Consider the following 21,677-nt stretch of genomic DNA (forward strand, 5'->3'; position numbering starts at 1 on the left):
CTAAGGTTAAGCCAAAAACTTACGGTGTTCAACTCGATATCAAGTAGTTATGAATTCGATTGCATGCTTGTTTGAGTGTGTTTGTCGGCTGCGTGTACGCAAAACGTAAGAAATTGGGGTTGGAACCAAAATCATCGCCCGGCGTAACAGCCACTTCCTGAGCTTGCAGCAAGCCTTCACAAAAATCCGCAGAACGCGTGCCCAGATGGCTGGCATCGGCCCATAAATAAAATGCGCCAGCCGGTGTGGCGGGAATGACAAACCCGAGTTGTTCCAGCGCACTTTGCAAGTATTGGCGGCGTGTATCCAGTTCTTGCCGCCGTTGTTCGATGATGCCCAGCGTGCCAGGTTCAAAGGCGGCCAATGCGGCCCATTGGGCGGCGGTGGGTGGCGCCAGAAAGAGGTTCTGCGCGAGCTTTTCCAGTGCGGCCACATGCTGTGGCGGGGCGACCAGCCAACCCAGCCGCCAACCAGTCATTTGAAAGAATTTGGAAAAACTGTTCACCACAAACAGTTCTTCGTCCAGTGCCAGCGCGGTTTCATGGGGTCGGCCGTAGACCAGACCTTGATAGATCTCATCCACAATCAGCGTGCCGCCGCGCGCCGTGCAGGCCTGAGCCAGGGCTTTGATCTCGGCGGGCTCGAGCACCGTGCCGGTGGGGTTGGCCGGGCTGGCGACCAGCGCTGCAACCGTTTTGTCATTCCAGTGCTGTTCAATATGCTCAGGCATAAGCTGAAAACGGGTATCGGCGCCGACAGGCACGTTCACCGGTACGCCTTCAAACAGGCTGACCAGATGCCGGTTGCACGGATATCCCGGATCGGTCAGTAGCACTTCGCTGCCTTGATCAACCAGCAAGGCCATCAGCAATTGCAAGGCGCCAGACGCGCCGGGCGTAACGATGATGCGGGCGGGGTCGACGGATACACCGAAGCGGGTTTGATAAAACCCGGCAATGGCCTCACGTAGCTGGGGAATGCCGCATGCGCCGGTATAAAAAGTCTGCCCTGTGCTTAGCGCGCGCAGGCCAGCTTCAATAATTGGTTGCGGGGTGGGGAAGTCCGGTTCGCCCACTTCCAGATGGATGACATCGCGCCCGGCGGCTTGCATGGCTTGGGCGGCACCCAGAATGCGCATGACGTGAAATGGCTCGATCTGGCTAAGGCGCTGGGCGTAACGCATAAGATTTGGTCCGGTTATGCTAAAATGCACGGTTAAGCAAAATATTGAATTTTAATCGCTTTCCGGCGGTCTGCGCCGGGCGACGAGGAAAACGCGACAGATGATCAGTACTTCGAATATCACGATGCAGTTTGGCGCCAAGCCACTGTTCGAGAAAGTGAGCGTCAAGTTTGGCGACGGTAACCGCTACGGTTTGATCGGTGCCAACGGCTGCGGCAAATCCACATTCATGAAAATCCTGGGTAGCGATCTTGAGCCTACCAGTGGCAACGTGGCGCTGGACCCAGGCGTGCGTCTGGGTAAATTGCGCCAGGACCAGTTTGGCTACGAAAACGAGCGCGTGCTCGATGTGGTCATGCAAGGTCACGCCGAATTGTGGGCGGCCATCCAGGAACGCGACGCCATTTACGCCAATCTGGAGGCCACAGAAGACGATTACATGCGCGCCGCCGAACTGGAAGGCGTCGTGGCTGAGTTTGACGGTTATACCGCCGAAGCGCGCGCTGGTGCGCTGTTGTTGGGCGCGGGTATTCCCATCGAACAACACAATGGTCCGATGAGCGAAGTGGCGCCGGGCTGGAAGCTGCGGGTGTTGCTGGCCCAAGCGCTGTACAGCAATCCAGACGTGTTGTTGCTGGATGAGCCAACCAATAACCTGGATATCAACACCATTCGCTGGCTGGAAGAAGCGCTGAACGAGCGTGATTCCACCATGATTATCATCTCGCACGATCGCCACTTCTTGAACCAGGTGTGTACGCACGTGGCCGACGTGGATTACGGCGAGATCCGTATTTATCCAGGTAACTACGACGACTACATGCTGGCCGCAACGCAAGCCCGTGCCCGTCTGTTGACCGATAACTCCAAGGCCAAGGAACGCGTGGCCGAACTGCAGGCATTTGCCCAGCGTTTTGCCGCCAACAAATCCAAGAGCCGTCAGGCCACCAGCCGCCTGAAGCTGGCTGACAAGATCAAAGACAATATGGTTGAGGTGAAGCCGTCGTCACGGCAGAACCCGTACATCCGCTTTGAAATGGAAGACAAACAAAAGCTGCATCGTCAGGCGTTTGAAGCAGCCAATCTGTCCAAGTCATTCGACAAACCGCTGATCCAGAGCTTGTCGCTGATTATGGAAGCGGGCCAGAAGCTGGCGGTGATTGGCGGTAACGGTGTGGGTAAATCCACGCTGATGAAACTGCTGGTCGGCCAACTCGGGCCGGATGCCGGTACCGTGAAATGGGCTGAAAAAGCCCAGCTGGGCTACTTTGCCCAGGATCACGAAGCCGACTTTGCTGAAGACATCACCCTGTTCGACTGGCTCAAGCAATGGACTCAGCCAGGTACCGATGACCAGATCGTGCGCGGTGTGCTGGGCAAGTTGCTGTTCAGTGGTGATGACGTGCACAAGTCAGTCAAGGTGCTGTCCGGTGGTGAAAAAGGCCGCATGCTGTACGGCAAGCTGATCCTGGAAACGCCAAACGTGCTGGTGATGGATGAACCGACCAACCATATGGATATGGAGTCGATTGAATCGCTGAACCTGGCGCTGGAACTGTACAAAGGCACGCTGATTTTTGTATCGCATGACCGGCAGTTTGTGTCGTCGCTGGCGACACAGATTCTGGAACTGAACGGCGATGGCACCTACAGCTTCTACTCGGGTGGCTATGAGGAGTATTTGCATAGCCGTGGGGTGGAGTGAGGGTTTGGCTTTGGCGCCGGATTCGGATTGATGATGGTGCCGGCAGTTAATGCCGCATTTAAAGGACGCAGCTTTCGGGCTGCGTTTTTTTATTGGTGGGGTGGATTGCACACGTGGTGAGAGTCCACTTTTGGGTATTGGCCGGTGTCCACTTCAAAAACTTGTTTGTGTTGGTGCCTTCGGCACGGGTTTTAAAGGCGTTTGATACCCGGGGGTGCCCGGGAGCACGTTTCTTTCTTTTGCGTCGCCAAAAGAAAGAAACCAAAGTCCCGCAGAGCGGGATAGCAAAAAGGCGACCCGGGCGCAAGCGCCGACGGGGCCCAAGGTCAAGAACCGAAACGAACAGTCTGTTGGCCTGTGTTCTTTGCGCGGCTCCGCCGTTCCCTCGGTCGGTCGGAGCCTAAGGTCTCCGGCTCTCGCTTGGCGAGTTTCCCCAGGCTGTTTGCCAAGCATCGTAGCCCGGATGGAGCGAAGCGGGAATCCGGGGTGGTAATGCGACAACCCGGCACATGCATTTGCCTATATCGCTCCCCGGATTGCTTTGCGAATCCGGGCTACATATTTGCCGTCTCCCGCCAGCCAATAAAAAACGCAGCCCGCAGGCTGCGTTTTTTTCACCGCATCAAATACCTCAAACTCCAAACACCAACGCCCCAGTCAAATCACCGGGTGGTTGTGCGCCGCGGGCGGTGAAGGCGGCGTTGCGCTGGGCGATGCCTTCCAGCGTCGGCAAATCGTGCAGGCGCGTGATCAAACGCAAGATGGAGGTCGTGTCGTAGAAGGTGTGGTCCACCGAGCCTTTTTTGGCAAAGGGCGAAACCACAATTGCCGGGATGCGTGACCCCGGACCCCAACGGTCGCCTTGCGGCGGCGCGACGTGGTCCCACCAGCCGCCGTTTTCATCATGCGTGATCACGACCACCATATTTTTCCACTGCGGGCCGTTCATCAAGTGCGCCAGGATGTTGGCAACGTGGCGGTCGCCAGACTCCACATCCGAATACCCGGCGTGCATATTCAGATTGCCCTGCGGTTTGTAGAAGGTCACCGCTGGCAGCTTGCCGTCGATGCAGTCGGCAATGAAGTGATTGGAAATCGGGCTGTCGCCCATGCCGGCGTCGCGCAGGTGTTCGGCGCGAGCGGCGGTGCCAGGGGCGAACTGGGTGAAGTAGTTGAAGGGCTGATGATGGAACTGGAAGTTAGGTGAATCCGGGCCGCCCTTGCCGTTCAGTGCTGCTTGCCAGCCACCTGCGTACCAGGCCCAGCTGACTTTTTTGGCGGACAACAGATCGCCAATGGTGTTGTAGCTTTGCGGCGGCAACACGTTTGCGTCGGCCGGGTCGGAGAGGTTTTTGTCACCACCTTGCGCTGGCGGAATGTAGCTGGGCTGATAAGGCGGGGCCATGGTGTTCACGGCAAAGCCATCGGGGGTGATGGCGCCGTTGTTGACGAACTTGGGTGCGCCATCCATGGCCGATGCCGGGGAATTGGCGGCAACGGTCAGCTTGGTGCCTTGCGGGCCGCCATCCACCACGGCGATTTTCTTCTTTGCCGGGCCGGTTGCGGCATTCGGGTATTCGGGAGTGCGCGAGGCAATCAAATACTGGTGGTTCAGGTATGAGCCGCCAAATGCCGCCATAAAGAAGTTGTCGCACAGCGTGTACTGGCGCGCGATGTGCCACATATTCAGGTTCTTGGCCGTTTCGCTGTAATAGCCCATGACCAGGCCGCCGGAATCAGCCCACGCGGCAAACTGGTTGTTAAGACCGCCATTGATTTGCATCTGGTTCTGGTAGAACACGTGCCACAAATCGCGGGTGATCACCGCCTCTGGCAGCGGCTGGCCTTCCACGTCTTTGAGTGGGAACGGGCCATTGGGCAAGTTCTGGATCTGATCCTCGCCAATCAGATAATGCTTGCCGCCGACGTCCTGCCCGCGTTGCACCAGGCCGCCCCAGATTTTTGGCAGCGTCTTGAGCGTTTCGCCATTGCGATCCAGTTGCGCGCTTTGTCTGGCGGCCACTGCCGACAGCGGATATTTCACGCCGGGGAAATCGCCATACAAGTTATTGAAGCTGCGATTTTCCAGATAGATCACTACCACGGTTTTGATATTGGCTTTGAGCTGGGCATCCACCGAACCATGACGATGATGGCTTGGCGCTGCCTGTTTTGCGGCAGCAACTGCTTCGCCAGCAGGTACTGCTCCAGTCAAGCCAATGGCGGCCAGGCCTTCCAGCAAGCGACGGCGTGTCGGATCAACCGGCGCATCGGCCGTAGCAGGATCAAGGGGTAACTCGGGCGTATTTTTTTCGGACATGCAAGCCTCGACTCAAGGGCGTTTTCAAATGTAACTGGTAAAGGTAGCAGCCGTTATAGCAGTTTTTTGTGACACAACGCGGTCAGTGGGGGCGCTGGCCTGCTGGCCTGCAATTAATGGCCCGCCTTGGTGGTCCGGGGGTAGGACTGCTTGCGAGCACTGTCGCGTGTGCCGCCAATGGCACAAGTCGTTGCTGCATATGCAACGGGTCGTTTGCCCGGCGTGTCAGGCGGCGTAACATCTCGCCTTTGTTTCTTGTTTGGCGGTTTGCGGCATGTCGCTTCCCACTCTCAATGTGATCGGCCCCGGTCGGCTGAGCCAGACGCTGGCCTGGCAGTGGCACCGCCAGGGTCTGCTTGGCGTAGAGGGATTGCTGGCGCGAGATTCGGCGCACGCCTTGGCGGCACAGGCGTTCATCGGTGCCGGGCAGGTGGTGGATTGGCCAGGCTTGCAGACGGCCAGCATTACGCTGATCGCCACCCCAGATGATGCGATCCCGTCAGTGGTAGAGCAGTTGTTGCAGAGCGACGTGATCCGGCCAGGTCATGTGGTTTTTCATTGCAGTGGCGCACTGACTAGTGATCTGTTGGTGCCGTTGCGTGATGCGGGTGCTAGCGTGGCCAGCGTGCATCCGCTCAAGTCCTTTGCCGATCCAGCGCTGGCCGTGAACAATTTTGCTGGTACCTGGTGTGGTTATGAAGGCGACGAAGCTGCCTTGGCTTGCTTGTTACCCTTGTTCGATGCACTAGGCGCGCAACGATTTGCCATCGACCCTGCGCACAAACTGCTGTATCACGCCGGGGCGGTGCTGGCGTGCAATCATCTGGTGGCATTGATGGAAACCGCCTTGCGCAGCATGCAGGGCGCAGGTGTGCCGCGAGAGGCGGCATGGCAGGCTCTGCGCCCCTTGATTGATGGCACACTGCTGAATCTGGATCAATGCGGCCCGGTGGGGGCGCTGACCGGCCCGGTGGCGCGTAATGACATGAAAACGGTGGAACTGGAAATTGCCGCCACCGGTCAACTTGACCCGACCGTCGCAGCGGTTTACCAATCGCTCACCGCCGTGGCAGTGCAACTCGCCGCACTACAAGGTGGTCACAAGAGATAGCAATGACGCTGCGTGCGTTATGTGAGAGCACTGATTTATTGCGTGGTCGCCAGCGCCTGGATTGTGGCGCGGCGTTACCATCAAGCTGTAAACCCGCAAAGACTGCTTACTGTTTAATCTGAGGAGGAATTCATGGCTCACTGGTTTCAGGACAACGCGCAATCCATCGGCAACACGCCGCTGGTCAAACTCAACCGCATTGCCGATGGCGCGCCGGCCACCATTCTGGCCAAGGTAGAAGGGCGCAATCCGGCATATTCGGTGAAATGCCGCATTGGCGCGGCCATGGTGGCTGACGCAGAACAACGCGGTTTGCTCGGGCCGGGCAAAGAACTGGTCGAACCTACCAGCGGTAACACGGGTATCGCGCTGGCGTTTGTGGCTGCAGCCAAAGGTGTTCCGCTGACGCTGACCATGCCGGAAACCATGAGCCTGGAGCGGCGTAAATTGCTGGCGGCATTTGGTGCCAAGCTGGTGCTGACTGAAGGCGCCAAAGGCATGAACGGCGCTATCGCCAAGGCCGAAGAAATCGTAGCTTCTGATCCAGAGCGCTACGTGTTGCTGCAGCAGTTCAAAAACCCGGCCAACCCGGCGATACACGTTGCCACTACCGGCCCGGAAATCTGGGAAGCCACTGACGGCAATGTCGATATCCTGGTGTCTGGCGTGGGCACCGGCGGCACCATTACCGGCATCTCGCGTTATTTCAAACAGCATCGCAACAAGGCGATCCGGTCGGTGGCGGTCGAACCAACGGCAAGCCCGGTGCTAACGCAAAAGCTGGCGGGTGAGCCGATCAAGCCGGGTCCGCACAAGATCCAAGGCATTGGCGCTGGCTTTGTGCCGGATGTGCTGGATTTGTCACTGGTGGATGCGGTGGAACAAGTCAGCAACGAAGAGGCCGTCGAGTACGCCCGACGCCTGGCGCGCGATGAAGGTTTGCTGTCGGGTATCTCTTGCGGCGCCGCTGTGGCCGTGGCGGTGCGTCTGGCCAAAAAACCGGAAAACGCTGGCAAAACCATTGTGGTGATCCTGCCGGATTCGGGCGAACGCTATCTGAGTTCGATCCTGTTTGAAGGCATGTTTGATGACAAAGGTATCGCTATCTGACCGGTAACGATATTGCCTGTCCACTCGTTACCTGGCGTTGATAGCTAGCCTGTCGCGCAGGGTTGACGGGCGCGCAGGCGCTGTTTGCTGCGGGTTGCGCTTGAACCCGCAGCCCGCTTGCACTAGCCTTCGCCCATGCTACGCGACTTGAACCCTGAAATTGCCGATTACCATGCGCCGTCATGGCTGCCCGGCGGCCATCTGCAAACGCTTTATCCCGCGCTGGTATTGGGCGGACGACCTCAGCTGGCATTTCGCCGCGAACTATGGGCGACCCCCGACGACGACGAGATCGCCACCGACTGGCTGGACGGCCCGACAGACGCGCCATTAGTGGTGCTGTTTCACGGTCTGGAAGGCAGTTCGCGCAGCCACTATTCCTTGTCTTTATTCCAGGCCGCGACCGCCCGCAACTGGCGCGGCGTGGTGCCGCATTTCCGTTCATGCGGCGACATCACCAACAAGCTGCCGCGTGCTTATCATGCGGGCGATTCGGCCGAGATCGATTGGGTACTCAGACGCATTCGCCAGCAATATCCGGACGCGCCATTGTTTGCGGCCGGGGTGTCGCTGGGTGGCAATGCCTTGCTTAAATGGCTGGGTGAGAACGGCAGTGCGGCGAGTCAGGTGATCGACGGTGCTGCTGCGGTTTGCGCGCCGATGGATCTCACCGCCTGTGGCGCGGTGCTGGATGCCGGGTTGAACCGGCAGATCTATACCCGTGAATTTCTGCGCACGCTTAAAACCAAAACCCTGACTAAACTCAAGTTGCACGCGAGTACGCGGATTGACCGCGACGCGCTGTTGCGGGCAAAAACCCTGCGTGAGTTTGATAACCTGGTCACCGCACCGTTGCATGGTTTTCGCAATGTGGATCATTACTGGCAAGCCGCCAGCAGCAAGCCGCATCTGATCAATATTGCGGTGCCCACGCTGATTGTCAGCGCCCGCAATGATCCGTTTATTCCCGCCCACAGTTTGCCCACGCGCATGGATGTGTCCGCCAGCGTGACTTTGCTGCAGCCGCAAACGGGCGGACATGTCGGGTTTGCCAGCGGCAGGCCGCCAGGCCAACTGGCGTGGTTGCCCGACACCTTGTTGAAGTTCTTTCAAGCGCATTTGCCAGCGTCACGAGCGCTGCACGAATAATCTGTAAACACAGCCTGTGAACACAGTCTGTAAACCGGAGGCATTATGGCCCGCATCGACCGCACCCTGTTCAAGGCATATGACGTCCGTTCCACCGTGGACAAGCTCACGCCACAAGCCGCTTACCTGATTGGCCGCGCTGCCGGCACCATGGCCGTACGCGCAGGTCACAAGCGTTTCTCAGTTGGCCGTGACGGGCGTTTATCCAGCCCGGAACTTGCCGCGCAACTGATTCGTGGTTTGCAGGAGTGCGGCTTGCAAGTGCTCGATCTAGGCCTGGCCGCGACACCCATGATGTATTTCGCGGCGCTGTATCGTACCGACGGGTGCGGCGCGGTGGTGACCGGCAGCCACAACCCACCCAATTACAATGGCATCAAGATCATGGATGGCGGCGTGACCGTGGGCGATGAAAAGCTCGCGAGTCTGGCCGACCTGATCGAAGCCGAAGACTTCGCCACTGGCACGGGCAGCGTTGCGGCGCTGGATATCACCCCTGATTACCTCACCGGCTTGTGCGCCCAGAATCAGTTGAAAAGGCCGCTGAACGTGGTCATTGATTGCGGCAACGGCGTGACCGGCGCAATGGCTCCTGAGTTATACAAAATGCTCGGCTGCAATGTGACCGGCCTGTTTACCGAGGTGGATGGCCATTTCCCCAATCACCATCCCGATCCACAGGTGGCGGCCAATCTGGTCGACCTGCAGGCTGAAGTGGCTCGCAGCGGCGCTGATGTTGGCTTGGCGTTTGATGGTGATGGCGACCGGCTGGGCGTGGTCACCAAAAGTGGCCGGATCGTCCCCGGCGACAAGATTCTGATGTTGTTCGCCAAGGCAGAGCTAGATAAACAGCCCGGTGGCCATATCTTGTACGACGTGAAATCCAGCCGGGCGGTATCGGTGTGGGTGCAGCAACTGGGCGGCACCAGTGAAGCCATTGCCACTGGCCACACGCATATGAAAAAGCGGCTGAAAGAGACAAATGCCCTTGTTGCTGGTGAGTTGTCCGGCCACCTGGCGTTTGGCCAATGGAAGTTTGACGACGGCATGTATGCCGGCGCACGCATCCTGCAAATGATCGCCGCAGGCACCGACCTGGACGCCTTGCTGGACAGCATGCCGCAATTTGTTTCTTCGCCGGAAATCCAGGTGCCGGTGTCGGAAGACGGTCACGCGGTGGTGGCACGGATTGCGCAAAGTGCGACCTTTCCGACCTCCACCAGCCTGATCACCATCGACGGTTTACGCATTGAATACGCGGACGGCTTTGGCCTGATCCGCGCTTCCAACACCACGCCAGTGTTGACGCTGCGGCTGGAAGCAGAAAACGACGCCGCACTGGCGCGGATTCGCGGTGAGGTCAAAACTGCCATCGCACCGCTGCCATGGCCGGAACACTAAACCGGCCAACTGAAAACACGCGCTATCCATATCTTTCAGGAAACAAGAAGTCATGACTGCTGTATTGCCTGCAAATCACGTTATCGCCGCTCAGGTGGCTGCCGCACTGTATGAAGATATTGGCCAATGTGACTGGACCGCTCAATTGATTGCGGCAGACCATAAAGGCAGCGCCACGGTGATCGCGCGCGAAGACGCCGTGATCTGCGGTCAGGCCTGGTTTGAAGAAGCCTATCGCCAGGTCGACCCCAACAGCCGCGTGCTCTGGCAGGTGCAAGAAGGAGAGCGCGTGGCCGCAGACACCTTGTTGTGCACGATTGAAGGCTCGGCGCGCGGTTTGCTGACCAGCGAGCGGACGTCGCTCAACTTCTTGCAGTTGCTATCGTCAGTCGCGACCGAGACGCGGCGCTATGTCGATGCGGTCGCGGGCACGAATGCCAAGGTTTACGACACCCGCAAGACCATCCCGGGGCTGCGGTTGGCGCAGAAATACGCGGTGCGCGTGGGTGGTGGCGAGAACCAGCGCATTGGTTTGTATGACGGCATTCTGATCAAGGAAAACCACATCATGGCGGCCGGGAGCATCAGCGCCGCGCTGGCTGCCGCTCGGGCCTTGGCGCCGGCAGAAGTCACCCTCCAGATCGAAGTGGAAAACCTGGACGAACTGAACGAAGCACTGCATGCAGGCGCCACGTCGGTGTTGCTCGACAATATGAGCCTGACTGACATGCACGCCGCAGTCCAAAGCTCGCGTGGCAAGGCAGTGCTGGAAGCGTCGGGCGGGGTGGATCTGGAACACATCCGCGCCATCGCTGAAACCGGCGTGGACCGCATATCGGTAGGCAAGTTGACCAAAGATGTGCGGGCGATTGATTTGTCGATGCGCTTCAAAATCTGATCTGGATGCAAGTTGATGTGGCGTTAGGGCCACTCAAAATTGTTTTTTCGATATGAGAATGTGAGTCGGTTTTTTGGTGCCTCGTATGTTGAGGAAGATCAAGGATGCTGCAAATTCGGTTGATGGCGCGTTTTCGCAAATAAAAAGCAGCACATTTATTTGTGAGAACGCATTTGGTCAATCAGAAATATCCTGTTGTCTGATGGGTGGATTAAGAAACTTCTTACGGGCAGAATGGCCGCAATCTGAACGGCACCGGTTGAGCGTGCCCTCAACCCGGGGAAGAAAAATGCGTAAGCAGCATCGTGGTCTGGTTTATCTGAACGAGGAATGGCAAGGCTGGCTGGCCGACAATCTGGCCAGCGGTTGCCAGCCCGATGATTTGCAACGCTTGCTGATCCAGGCGGGATTTGCCCCCAGCGTAGCGCGAGCGGCTTTGTCGCAGGGTATGCCGGAACGCTTGGAGACGCGCCAACTTCCTCTCGACGTATCGCAGGGAAACCAGATTGCTTGCAGCATGCATCAGTCTTCCAGCGCCCAATGCGATGCCTGCTGGCTGCAAGCCCGCGATGGCAATGGCAATGCCACGTTCTTTCCCCAACAGTCATTCGCCCTGCACTAAACGCCCGTCAATACCTGACTGCCGCGCTGAAAACGAGCTTGCCCCAAGTCTTCTCCATGCCCGTGGCCTGATTTCATTGCGACTGACTACATTGGTGCTCCACCTGGTATAAATCCGCCTGGGCATATTTTGGGGTTTCTGGATCCATCACCCAGCCTGAATCCGCTGTGGCGAAAGTGACCCGTTGATCAGGCAGGGATTTGCCGTGCAGACTGGCTGATGAGGTGGCTGCCTTGAGTGCGGCAAATCGTCAATATCGGGCCAGGGCCAGCCAATCGATTGTGCGACAGTTATCCGCGCAGCATTGACGCCAAACCCGCGAATAAGCTATGTTCGCAGGATTTTCCGCCGAGTTTTGCACCATGCCCAAAACAGTCAAACAGCCGGAGAATTTCGAAACCGGTTTTGCCGAGCTGGAAGCGCTGATCAGCCAGCTGGAATCCGGCAACCTGGCGCTGGAGGCGTCACTCACTGCCTGGCAACGCGGGCAGGAGCTGCTGCAATACTGTGAAGGCAAACTGGCCGATGCCGAGCGCCAGCTCAAGGTCCTGGAAGGCGACCGCCTGCAAGCCCTCAAAGTGGATGGGGACTCAGCGTGACCGAATTCAAAGATTGGATGCGTGACGTTCAGTCGCGCATGGAAAACACGCTGGAACATTTCCTGCCCCCGGTCAGCCACGCCCCGGCACGGCTGCATGAAGCCATGCGCTATGCCGTGCTGGATGGTGGCAAGCGGGTGCGGCCACTACTGGCTTATGCCGCCGGTGAACTGGTCGGCGCGGATGAAGCCTGTCTGGCGCGTGCCGCCGCTGCAGTAGAAATGATCCACGCTTATTCGCTGGTGCATGACGACATGCCCGCAATGGATAACGACGTGCTGCGCCGGGGCAAACCGACGGTGCACGTGCAGTTTGATGAAGCCACCGCCTTGCTGGCTGGCGACGCGTTGCAAGCGCATGCTGTTGATGTGCTCGCACATGCCAGCTTTGCCCGTGCCGAAGATCAAGTGGCCGCACTGGCCGTGCTGGCGCGCGCTTCCGGCAGTCTGGGCATGTGCGGCGGTCAGGGAATTGACCTCTACAGTGTCGGCCAGACACTGATGCTGCCCGAACTGGAATTGATGCATATTCTGAAAACCGGCGCGCTGATCCGGGCGAGCGTGGTGTTGGGCACTTACTGTGGCCAGCCATTGGCGCATGAAGACCGCCAACGGCTGGATCACTTTGCCAAATGCATGGGTCTGGCCTTTCAGGTGGTGGATGACGTGCTGGATGAAGAGGCCGACACCGCTACCTTGGGCAAAACCGCCGGTAAAGATGCGGCCAACCACAAGCCCACTTATGTTTCCCTATTGGGACTGAATGGCGCCAAAGACAAAGCTGCCGAGTTGCTGGCGCAAGCGCATGCCGCACTGGAACCCTTTGGTGAACGTGCTGCACGTTTGCATGCCCTGGCGGATTTCATTGTCGACCGTCGCAGTTAAAAGAATAAAGTCATGACCACATTGCTCGACCAAATCAATTTGCCTGGCGATCTGCGCCAACTCGACAAAAGTGAACTGCCACAGGTTGCTACCGAACTGCGCCAGTTTTTGCTGGATTCGATCAGCAGCACCGGCGGCCACTTTGCATCCAATCTGGGTGCAGTTGAGCTGACCATCGCGCTGCATTACGTGTTCAACACGCCAGAAGACCGCATCGTCTGGGATGTGGGTCACCAGAGTTATCCGCACAAGGTGCTCACGGGCCGCAAAGAGCGCATGTCCACCATGCGTCAGCAACATGGTCTGGCCGGTTTCCCCAAGCGTGAAGAGAGCGAATACGACACCTTTGGCGTGGGTCATTCCAGTACCAGCATCGGCGCGGCACTGGGGTTTGCTGAAGCGGCCAAGCTCAAGGGCGAAAATCGGAAAGCCATTGCGATTATTGGTGACGGCTCGATGACCGCCGGTATGGCGTTCGAGGCACTGAACAATGCGGGCGATCGTGATGTCGACCTGCTGGTGATCCTCAACGACAACGAGATGTCGATCTCGCCCAATGTTGGCGCGCTCAACAACTATCTGGCGCGCATGCTGTCGGGCAAGTTTTACAACGGCTTTCGCAATGTCTCTGGCCGCATGCTGGATAAAGTGCCGCCGCTACGTGAGCTGGCCAAACGCAGCGAAGAACAGTTGAAGGGACTGTTTACGCCCGGCCTGTTGTTTGAAGAATTCGGTTTTAACTACATCGGCCCGATTGATGGCCACGATATGGATACGCTGGTTGCCACGTTATCCAATATCAAAAAATTGTCTGGTCCGCAGTTTCTGCATGTGGTGACCAAGAAAGGGCAGGGCTACAAACTGGCCGTGGCCGATCCGGTCAAATACCACGCCGTGACGCCGTTCACGCCAGAAGACGGCATGCAGGGTAAAGCTGCGGCCAAGCCGACATTTACCAAAATCTTCGGCGACTGGCTGTGCGATATGGCTGCCAAAGACGAGCGTCTGGTAGGTATTACCCCGGCGATGCGCGAAGGTTCTGGCTTGGTGCGTTTTGCCGAGCAATATCCCACCCGCTATTTTGATGTCGGTATCGCCGAACAACATGCCGTGACCTTTGCCGGTGGTATGGCCTGTGAAGGCATGAAGCCGGTGGTGGCGATTTATTCCACCTTCCTGCAACGGGCCTACGATCAACTCATTCACGACGTCGCGCTACAGAACCTGCCGGTGGTGTTTGCCATTGACCGCGCTGGCCTGGTGGGCGCCGATGGTCCAACGCATGCGGGTTCGTTCGATTATTCGTTCCTGCGTTGCATTCCCAATATGGCGATTCTGGCGCCGGGTGACGAAAACGAATGTCGCCAGATGCTGTACACCGCGTTCCTGCACGACGGCCCGACTGCGGTACGTTATCCGCGCGGTTCCGGCATGGGCGTGGCGGTTGAAACTGAAATGACCGTGTTGCCGTGGGGTAAAGGCGAAGTGCGTCGCCGTGGTGAAAAGATTGCCATCCTGGCATTTGGTACGCGTCTCGGTGCTGCGCTGCAGGCGGGTGAAGCGCTCAACGCCACCGTCGCCAACATGCGCTTTGTGAAGCCGCTGGACGATGCGCTGATCGCCGAACTGGCCGCGACGCATGACTTGCTGGTGACGGTAGAAGACAACGCCATCATGGGCGGCGCGGGCAGTGCCGTGCTGGAAAGTCTGTCGGCGCAAGCGGTGGTGATCAACACGCTGGTACTGGGCTTGCCGGACGCCTACGTCGAACATGGCGAGCAGAACCAGTTGCTGGCTGATTGCGGGCTGGATGCGGCGGGGATTGAAGCGGCGATTCGCAAGAAGTTGGGATGACGCGGGTTTGGGTTTGCGCCATAAAAAACGCCCGTGATGCTGGCGTTTTTTTATGGGTGCTATTTCGTAGCCCGGATGAAGCGTTAGCGAAAATCCGGGGAGCGACACAAGCAAATGCAAATGTAAGTGGCCTATAGCGGCATTGCGATCCCGGAATCCCGCTGCCCCGCTGCAACGGTCATATGTGATATCCAGGGGCTTTGTGGGGGCACCCCCGAGGGGCACGCTTCATCCGGGCTACGTTTAAAACCTGGGTCTACTTCTGCCCGGACAACTCTTTGGTCCGTACGACACAGGCACCGACTGCCTCGATCAGCGTACTGCGCAAGCCACCTGCTTCCAGCGCGGCAATGGCGGCGATGGTGGTGCCGCCGGGCGAACAGACCTGGTCTTTCAGTTCGGCTGGATGACGCCCACTGTCGCGCACCAGTTGCGCCGAACCCATTACCGCCTGACTAATTACTCCGTACGCTTGCTGGCGCGGCATGCCATGTTGCACGGCGGCGTCGGCCAGTGCTTCGATGATCATGCACACGTAGGCCGGTAACGATCCGGCGACCGCCGAGAAAATATCGAACTGGCTCTCGTCGATAAACACGGCGCGGCCAAAGCTTTCGAAGATGCTTTTGGCCACCGCGCGTTCGGCCTCGCTAACATTGTCAGAGGCGCACAACGCGCTCATGCCCGCACCAATCTGCGCCGGGGTATTGGGCATGCTGCGTACCACTTTGACGTGCTCGCCAGCGTTGCGCTGGACCCGTTCAATGCCATAACCCACGGCTACCGTCACCACCACATGCCGTGGCAGCAGCAGCGGGCGCAACTGGGCCAGCATGGCGTCGTAACCCTGCGGCTTGACCGCCACGATCAGGTAATCGCTCACAGCCGCTAGCTCGGGCAGTGAATCCGCCGGTTCCAGTCCGTAGCGATTTTGCAGGTCCAGCAGCTTTTCCTGGCTGCGGTTGTAACCATGGACATGCCAATCCGGGTGGGTGTGCTTCAGACCTGCAACCATTGCACCAGCCATATTGCCGGTGCCGATAAATCCGATATTCATGGTGAAAGCTGCCTCGTATGCGGTTCGTTGCAAGCGGCTATGTTAATCGCCATGCCGGTTAAAGACATCAGCATTTTCCGGGATGGCGAGCGGGCAAAAGCATTGGTCGCGACTTATCCCCACTTTCAGTTGCACAAACTTGTGAGCGGCATGTGGACAACCCGTTTAGCGCGCTGTTTTACAAAGGATTTAGCTGGCCGCCTTTCTTTTGTTCAATCGCCTTTGCGTACGTCTGGCTCGAACTGCGGTGACTGCCTGTGGGTTCGTGCCAGGTTTATCCCCGCCCGGAACGCCGCGAACTGTGTGTGGCCTGTGGACAAGCTGTCCAGGTGTTTGATCACAAGCAGTATTTTCGCACCGCCTGTTTTTTGGGCAATGATTGGATTGAAGCGGATTTTGCATCTGTGGGAGGCGCGGCAAGGGTATTTTGCGGGCAAACACGCTCTGGTAAGTCACTGCGAAAAAGGCCTGCCCCGCAGTTATCCACGGCCAGAGCGTAACAACCTTGTTGGTCAGCTGTGGACAAGCAGCACAACACCTTGAGCCGCAAGGTAATTATCGGGCTGCCAAAAAAACGGGCAATTGCCAGGGGCTTTCCACATGGTTGGGGCACAAGGCTGTGCGCTCCCTGTGGATAAATGCCGCAAGTGTTTGTCCTGCATGGCCTTTATGCCTGCTGCCTGTTATTTAGGCAAAATGTCCAATGCAAGAATGAGCTTTCCGGCAAGGCTGCGATGCTGTGGGTTTTCCCCGCAAACAGCAGCACAACCTTGTGCATGGCCTGTGGATAGGTTGATCAAATAGCTGTTTTATTGGCACTTTTACCAGCTGCCTAAAATCAGGGCAGCAGAATGCTCGCGTTATAATCCGCCAGATACTTTCACGGCCCCATTGGCGGGCCGTTGCCATTTCTGGATTGCTCACATGACGCTGCTCAAAGCCCCTGAATTGCTGTTGCCTGCCGGCACACTCGACAAAATGCGCGCTGCCTATGATTTTGGCGCCGATGCGGTTTATGCCGGTCAGCCACGCTACAGCCTGCGTGCCCGCAATAACGAGTTCCGTCTGGAACAACTGCAGCAAGGCATTGAAGAAGCGCATGCGCGCGGCAAGAAACTGTTTGTGGCGTCCAATATCTTGCCGCACAACGCCAAGGTTAAAACCTATCTGGCTGACATGGAGCCGGTGATTGCCATGCAGCCCGACGCCCTGATCATGGCTGACCCCGGTTTGATCATGCTGGTGCGCGAAAAATGGCCGGATATGCCGATTCACCTGTCGGTACAGGCTAATACCGTGAACTACGCTGGCGTGAAGTTCTGGCAATCCATGGGCCTGAGCCGGATCATTCTGTCGCGTGAACTGGGCCTGGATGAGATCGCCGAAATCCGCCAGCAATGCCCGGATATGGAGCTGGAAGTATTCGTGCACGGCGCGCTGTGCGTTGCATATTCCGGCCGCTGTTTGTTGTCGGGCTATTTCAATCATCGTGATCCCAACCAGGGCACCTGTACCAATGCCTGCCGCTGGGATTACAAAGTCCACGACACTGCTCAAGATGACGCGGGCGATCCGCAATTGATTGGGTTCGACCTCAATCAGGCACTGACCGATGCGCAGCAGAATTTCTCCGCTTGTGGCGACGTAGCTCGTCACCCGGCAGCAGACAAGGTGTATCTGATCGAAGAAGCCAATCGCCCGGGCGAACACATGCCGATCATGGAAGATGAACACGGTACTTACATCATGAATTCTCGGGATCTGCGCGCGGTGCAGCACGTCGAGCGGCTGACGCAGATTGGCGTGGATTCGCTCAAGGTGGAAGGGCGCACCAAGAGCCTGTATTACGTGGCCCGCACGGCGCAGGTCTACCGGCAGGCGATTGATGACGCAGTGGCGGGGCGCCCCTTCAACCCGGCCTTGTTGGCCGATCTGGAAGGCCTGGCCAACCGTGGCTATACCGATGGTTTTTTGCAACGCCACCAAAGTCATGACACGCAGAATTATATCAAGGGTCATTCCGAATCAAAACGCAGCCAGTTTGTCGGCGCAGTCACGCGTATTCAGGATGGCTGGGCGGATATCGAAGTCAAAAACCATTTTGAAGTCGGTGACCAACTGGAAATCATTCACCCCAGCGGCAATGTGTTGATCGAATTGCAGCAGATGCGCGGCAAGGAAAACGAGCCGGTGACGGTCGCAGCCGGGAATGGCGTGCAGATTGCCATCCCACTTGAGGCCCGCTTTGACAAAGCGCTGATTGCCCGTCTGCTCTGACGTGTCAGCACTGTACGCTGCACAAAAAAAGGGCTTATGCGTGATGCGCATAAGCCCTTTAACTTGATGATCACAGAGGCGCACCCTGTCTGCCCGCCGTGATCGCCCCTTGCTTACCAGCGATATTTAACGCCACCGATTGCACCGTAGTTGGTATAGCCCGCTGCCCACTGGCCATGGCCCTGAACCCAGGCAGTGGTGTCGCGATCCAGCCGCGCTTCCGCACCGGCTTTCAGCTCGCCACGGTTGGCCGGAGTGTCGCTGGCGACGGTCTGGCCATCAAAACTCACGTTGTCGGCATGATTGCCATGCAGCCAGTTGGCCTCAACAAATGGCTGTACGCGATTGCTGCCATCGTCCACCGCTTGCCGGCGGTACACCCGTACACCCAAACGGGTATCGATCTGACCACCGTTCTGCCCATTGATGCGGGTGCCTGCGGCATCCACCACGTTGTCGGCGCGGTAGTTGGTGTAGACCATTTGCGCTTGCGGCGTCACCACCACTTGCTTGCCATCACGTTCATGCACGGGCAGGTCGTAACCTGCTTCCACCGAGGCGGACAAGGCATTCGACTTGTACGACTGGGTGGCATAGGCATCGGCGTTGACCTTGTTGTCGAAGCGGCCATATTGCAGCCAGCTATCGACATAGGCGCCTTTGTGTTCAGCGGCATTGTCAAACCAGGTGCCATACAGCCCGACGCTGACACCGTTCACTTCACCGCGCGCCCTGGCGTTGTTGCGATCTGCTGTTATGTCGGTGGAACCATGACCGGCACTGATCATGGCACCCAGGTGCACGCGCTGGCCGTCATCCTTATCCCAGCGGGCGAATTCGCCACCTGCCTGAAGCAGATACTGCGAACCCGATTGGCTCAGTTCGCCGTGACCAGCGGTGCTGTCGGTACGATCTCCCGTGACCCGAGCCCATGCGCCGCGTGGTTCTGCGGCATTCTGGTCAAAGTACGATTCGCCGACCCGATCACGCAGGGTTTGCATCTGCCAGCCTTTGACCATGGATTGATTGGCCAGGTATGCGCCGGGTTCCGGGCGATAGACAGGTGTGACAACGGCTGGCGCGCCCAGGTCGGTAACGACCGGATGGCCGGGCTGGCCACGTTCAATCTCCGGATCAGGTTCATCGACAAGTGACAGATCCTTTTGCGAGCGCAGATACCAGTTGCCATCAGCAATATCGGTCGAGCCCTTGTAAAGCTTGTACTCATACGCGCCCGCCACCGCCCGGCCTTGCAGCGCAAACTGTCCGTCAGACTGGCCGTCGACCTGGATCAGTTCGATGCCGCGACTGGTCAGGGCACCGGCACCATTGGCGTTTCTCACCTGTACACGGCTGCTGCCCGAAGTATTGCCGGTGACTTCCATGCGGTCAGTGGCCGAGTTATCGTCACCCAGCACCGTGTTGAACACCAGCATGCTGCCCGGCTGACCGGCGTAGTTACCAGCAATTTTCAGCGTGTTGCCCGGCTGGCCATCGGCCCCGGCCAGCATGACGGTTCCGGCATTGTGTAGATCACCACCGATATTGAACGCACCGAGCGGGCCACCGGCTTGCGCGGCACTGCCGACCAATACGGCACCTCGATTGTTCACCGATCCATTCACTGTGCCGTAACCACCCAGCGCAGCGCTTGGCGCAACGTTGACATTGGCACTCGCCAGCTGGCCTGTGCTGCCGACAAACAGCGTCCCGGCGTTGACCTCGGTATTGCCGGTCCAGGCCTGTGCGGTATTCACCGACAGTGTTGCTGCGCCATTCTTGACCACTGTGCCAGCGCCATCAACGGCGTTGACCAGATTCCAGTCCTGATTCACGTTCAGATTGAGCGTACCGCCGTTGTTCACGCTGGCGGTGCCCAGATTGGCGGCATTGGAAGCAGTCAACTCTGTGCCCGCGGCAGTTGCAAACTGGCCGGAGAAAGCACTGTTGTTGGCAACCAGGGTCACATTGGCCGCATCGGCCAGATTTACCGCGCCAGTGCCATCCAGCACATTGGCCAGATCCCCCGTGGCGCCCTTCAATTGCAGTGTGCCGGTGTCGCTGATGTTGCCGCTGCCCAGGCCTTGCACGTGATCCAGCTGCACTGTGGCGCCATTGGCAATCCGGGTGTGGGCAGTCAGGCCCGCGTTGGCGCCTTGCACATCCAGCGTGCCGCCCAGCGCGAACAGATCACCCGCCCCGGTCAACGCCCCTTGTGAGATACCGCCGTTGCGGATGCTCAGCGCGCCGCCGTTGAAGTCCAGCATCGAACCCGCCGCGCCATCCAGCGCGCCGATCGTCTGGGTTTTGCCGTTCAGATTGGTCCTCGTCGCATTGGCAATGTTCAACTGGCTGGTGTTGCCCAGCGCGTTATTGGCTTCGAGCCGCAACGTACCACTCTGTACTGAGGTTTCACCTTCATAGTTGTTGGTGGTGTTGGAGAGTGATATCACCCCGCCACCCGCGTTAATCGCCAGATTGCCGCTGCCGATAATCTTTGCCGACATATCCGCTGCTGCCCCAGTGGCGCCGGTGTTTTGCGCCAGCGTCAGGGTCTGGTCTTGTTGCAGATCCAGTTGAGTCAGGCCGTAGTTCACATACAAGCCGTCGCCGGGTTCGGTCGTCAGCCGGTAGCCATACGTTCCCTGGGCGACGGTTTCACCTTGTTGGGCGATATCGAGCACCGTGGTGCTGCCGACAGTAGCGCCGTGCTGGTCTTGCAGACTCAGGGCGCCGCCGTAGCCCTCGACCGCAGCGGCCTTGACCAGTTGCACGCCGATCTCGCCATCATCTTGTTGCAGCAGATTGGCGGTATTGGGCGTATCGACTGGACTGGGGACGTAAGGAGCCGGAATGGTAATGCGTACGTTGCCGGCTCCGGTTGCGTCCAGATGCGCGGTGCTGATAGTGCTTTGGGCAATCGTTGCATCTGGCACCGTGGCGTTGAATACGGTGGTCCCGCCATTAAAGGCCAGGCCGCCAATGGCTTGTTTGCCATCGCCCACGGTTACCACACTGCCGTTATCGACCAGCAAGGTGGCGTGAGTCAGTGCGCTGGTGTTGTCACCTTGCAGTGCCAGCGTGCCCCGACCCATATCCAGCGTGCCGGTGAAGGCGCTGCCGGTGTTGGCCCCGAAATTGAAGGCTTGGTCGGCGGCGCCCATATTGGCGATCACCGTACCCTGGCCAGTCAACGTGTTGTCTACGGTAAAGCCGCCGCTCGCCGGTGCCACATTCAGCGTGCCATCCAGTGCAATGGCGGCGGTACCGAGGTTTTGCTGGTCAACGCTGACTTGCATGCTGGCCGCGTTGCCAATCTGCCATTGCCCGGCAAAGGCGCTGTTGTCGCCGGTGATGTTGATATCGTGACCGCTCACCACCACATCGCCGGTGCCAGTGAGGTCGTTGGCAAAGGTGGCGTCGTAGTTGCCATCGGTGCCGGAGAAAGCCAACTGGACTGTCGTGGGGCGGGGCCGGGCCCCGGCGCCGCCGCCCGCGGCCTCGCGG

15 protein-coding genes are annotated in these 21,677 nt (G+C 58.4%); 11 read left to right on the forward strand and 4 right to left on the reverse strand.

Translation table 11 applies throughout. The features are described from left to right. Positions 1 to 28 precede the first annotated feature (28 nt). On the reverse strand, positions 29 to 1,183 hold the full coding sequence (locus P4L78_RS10795) for a pyridoxal phosphate-dependent aminotransferase (protein ID WP_309328082.1): 1,155 nt from the start codon (positions 1,181 to 1,183) through the stop codon (positions 29 to 31). A gap of 100 nt (positions 1,184 to 1,283) precedes the next feature. Here P4L78_RS10795 and P4L78_RS10800 point away from each other — a divergent pair, with 100 nt between their 5' ends. Continuing rightward, entirely contained in the window at positions 1,284 to 2,888 is a 1,605-nt protein-coding gene (locus P4L78_RS10800) for an ABC-F family ATPase (RefSeq protein WP_283150302.1), read from the forward strand. Between the two features lie 631 nt (positions 2,889 to 3,519). Here the strand turns inward: P4L78_RS10800 and P4L78_RS10805 are convergent. Next, the gene (locus tag P4L78_RS10805) at positions 3,520 to 5,208 is read right to left on the reverse strand and encodes an acid phosphatase (RefSeq protein WP_309328083.1); all 1,689 of its coding nucleotides are present in this window, start codon (positions 5,206 to 5,208) and stop codon (positions 3,520 to 3,522) included. 274 nt (positions 5,209 to 5,482) lie between these two features. Here P4L78_RS10805 and P4L78_RS10810 point away from each other — a divergent pair, with 274 nt between their 5' ends. The 9 genes from P4L78_RS10810 to dxs all read left to right on the forward strand — a co-directional run bounded on the left by P4L78_RS10810 (position 5,483) and on the right by dxs (position 14,836). After that, entirely contained in the window at positions 5,483 to 6,319 is an 837-nt protein-coding gene (locus P4L78_RS10810) for a DUF2520 domain-containing protein (protein ID WP_309328084.1), read from the forward strand. Positions 6,320 to 6,451: 132 nt separating this feature from the next. Beyond that, on the forward strand, positions 6,452 to 7,429 hold the full coding sequence (gene cysK / locus P4L78_RS10815) for a cysteine synthase A (RefSeq protein ID WP_309328085.1): 978 nt from the start codon (positions 6,452 to 6,454) through the stop codon (positions 7,427 to 7,429). Between the two features lie 135 nt (positions 7,430 to 7,564). After that, entirely contained in the window at positions 7,565 to 8,578 is a 1,014-nt protein-coding gene (locus P4L78_RS10820; RefSeq protein WP_309328086.1) for an alpha/beta fold hydrolase, read from the forward strand. 45 nt (positions 8,579 to 8,623) lie between these two features. After that, entirely contained in the window at positions 8,624 to 9,979 is a 1,356-nt protein-coding gene (locus P4L78_RS10825; protein ID WP_309328087.1) for a phosphomannomutase/phosphoglucomutase, read from the forward strand. Positions 9,980 to 10,031: 52 nt separating this feature from the next. Further along, complete coding sequence (gene nadC, locus P4L78_RS10830) at positions 10,032 to 10,877, forward strand: carboxylating nicotinate-nucleotide diphosphorylase (RefSeq protein ID WP_309328088.1); 846 nt, start codon at positions 10,032 to 10,034, stop codon at positions 10,875 to 10,877. Between the two features lie 289 nt (positions 10,878 to 11,166). Further along, the gene (locus P4L78_RS10835; RefSeq protein ID WP_309328089.1) at positions 11,167 to 11,499 is read left to right on the forward strand and encodes a hypothetical protein; all 333 of its coding nucleotides are present in this window, start codon (positions 11,167 to 11,169) and stop codon (positions 11,497 to 11,499) included. Between the two features lie 362 nt (positions 11,500 to 11,861). Then, positions 11,862 to 12,098, forward strand: coding sequence for an exodeoxyribonuclease VII small subunit (gene xseB, locus P4L78_RS10840; protein ID WP_283150294.1), 237 nt, complete (start codon positions 11,862 to 11,864; stop codon positions 12,096 to 12,098). A gap of 17 nt (positions 12,099 to 12,115) precedes the next feature. Beyond that, positions 12,116 to 12,982, forward strand: coding sequence for a polyprenyl synthetase family protein (locus P4L78_RS10845; RefSeq protein WP_405051540.1), 867 nt, complete (start codon positions 12,116 to 12,118; stop codon positions 12,980 to 12,982). Positions 12,983 to 12,994: 12 nt separating this feature from the next. Then, positions 12,995 to 14,836, forward strand: a complete 1,842-nt coding sequence (gene dxs, locus P4L78_RS10850; protein ID WP_309328090.1) for a 1-deoxy-D-xylulose-5-phosphate synthase — start codon at positions 12,995 to 12,997, stop codon at positions 14,834 to 14,836. A gap of 256 nt (positions 14,837 to 15,092) precedes the next feature. Here the strand turns inward: dxs and proC are convergent, their stop codons facing one another. Further along, positions 15,093 to 15,893, reverse strand: coding sequence for a pyrroline-5-carboxylate reductase (gene proC, locus P4L78_RS10855; protein ID WP_309328092.1), 801 nt, complete (start codon positions 15,891 to 15,893; stop codon positions 15,093 to 15,095). A gap of 924 nt (positions 15,894 to 16,817) precedes the next feature. Between proC and yegQ the strand changes: the two genes are divergently transcribed. Beyond that, entirely contained in the window at positions 16,818 to 18,170 is a 1,353-nt protein-coding gene (gene yegQ / locus P4L78_RS10860) for a tRNA 5-hydroxyuridine modification protein YegQ (protein ID WP_309328093.1), read from the forward strand. 113 nt (positions 18,171 to 18,283) lie between these two features. On the opposite strand, the gene P4L78_RS10865 is transcribed toward yegQ, so the two are convergent. Then, positions 18,284 to 21,677, reverse strand: a 3,394-nt coding sequence (locus P4L78_RS10865; protein ID WP_309328095.1) for an autotransporter outer membrane beta-barrel domain-containing protein, incomplete at its 5' end; no start/stop codon positions are given.

It is taken from the genome of Silvimonas sp. (genome assembly GCF_031291215.1).
Classification (GTDB): domain Bacteria; phylum Pseudomonadota; class Gammaproteobacteria; order Burkholderiales; family Chitinibacteraceae; genus Silvimonas; species Silvimonas soli.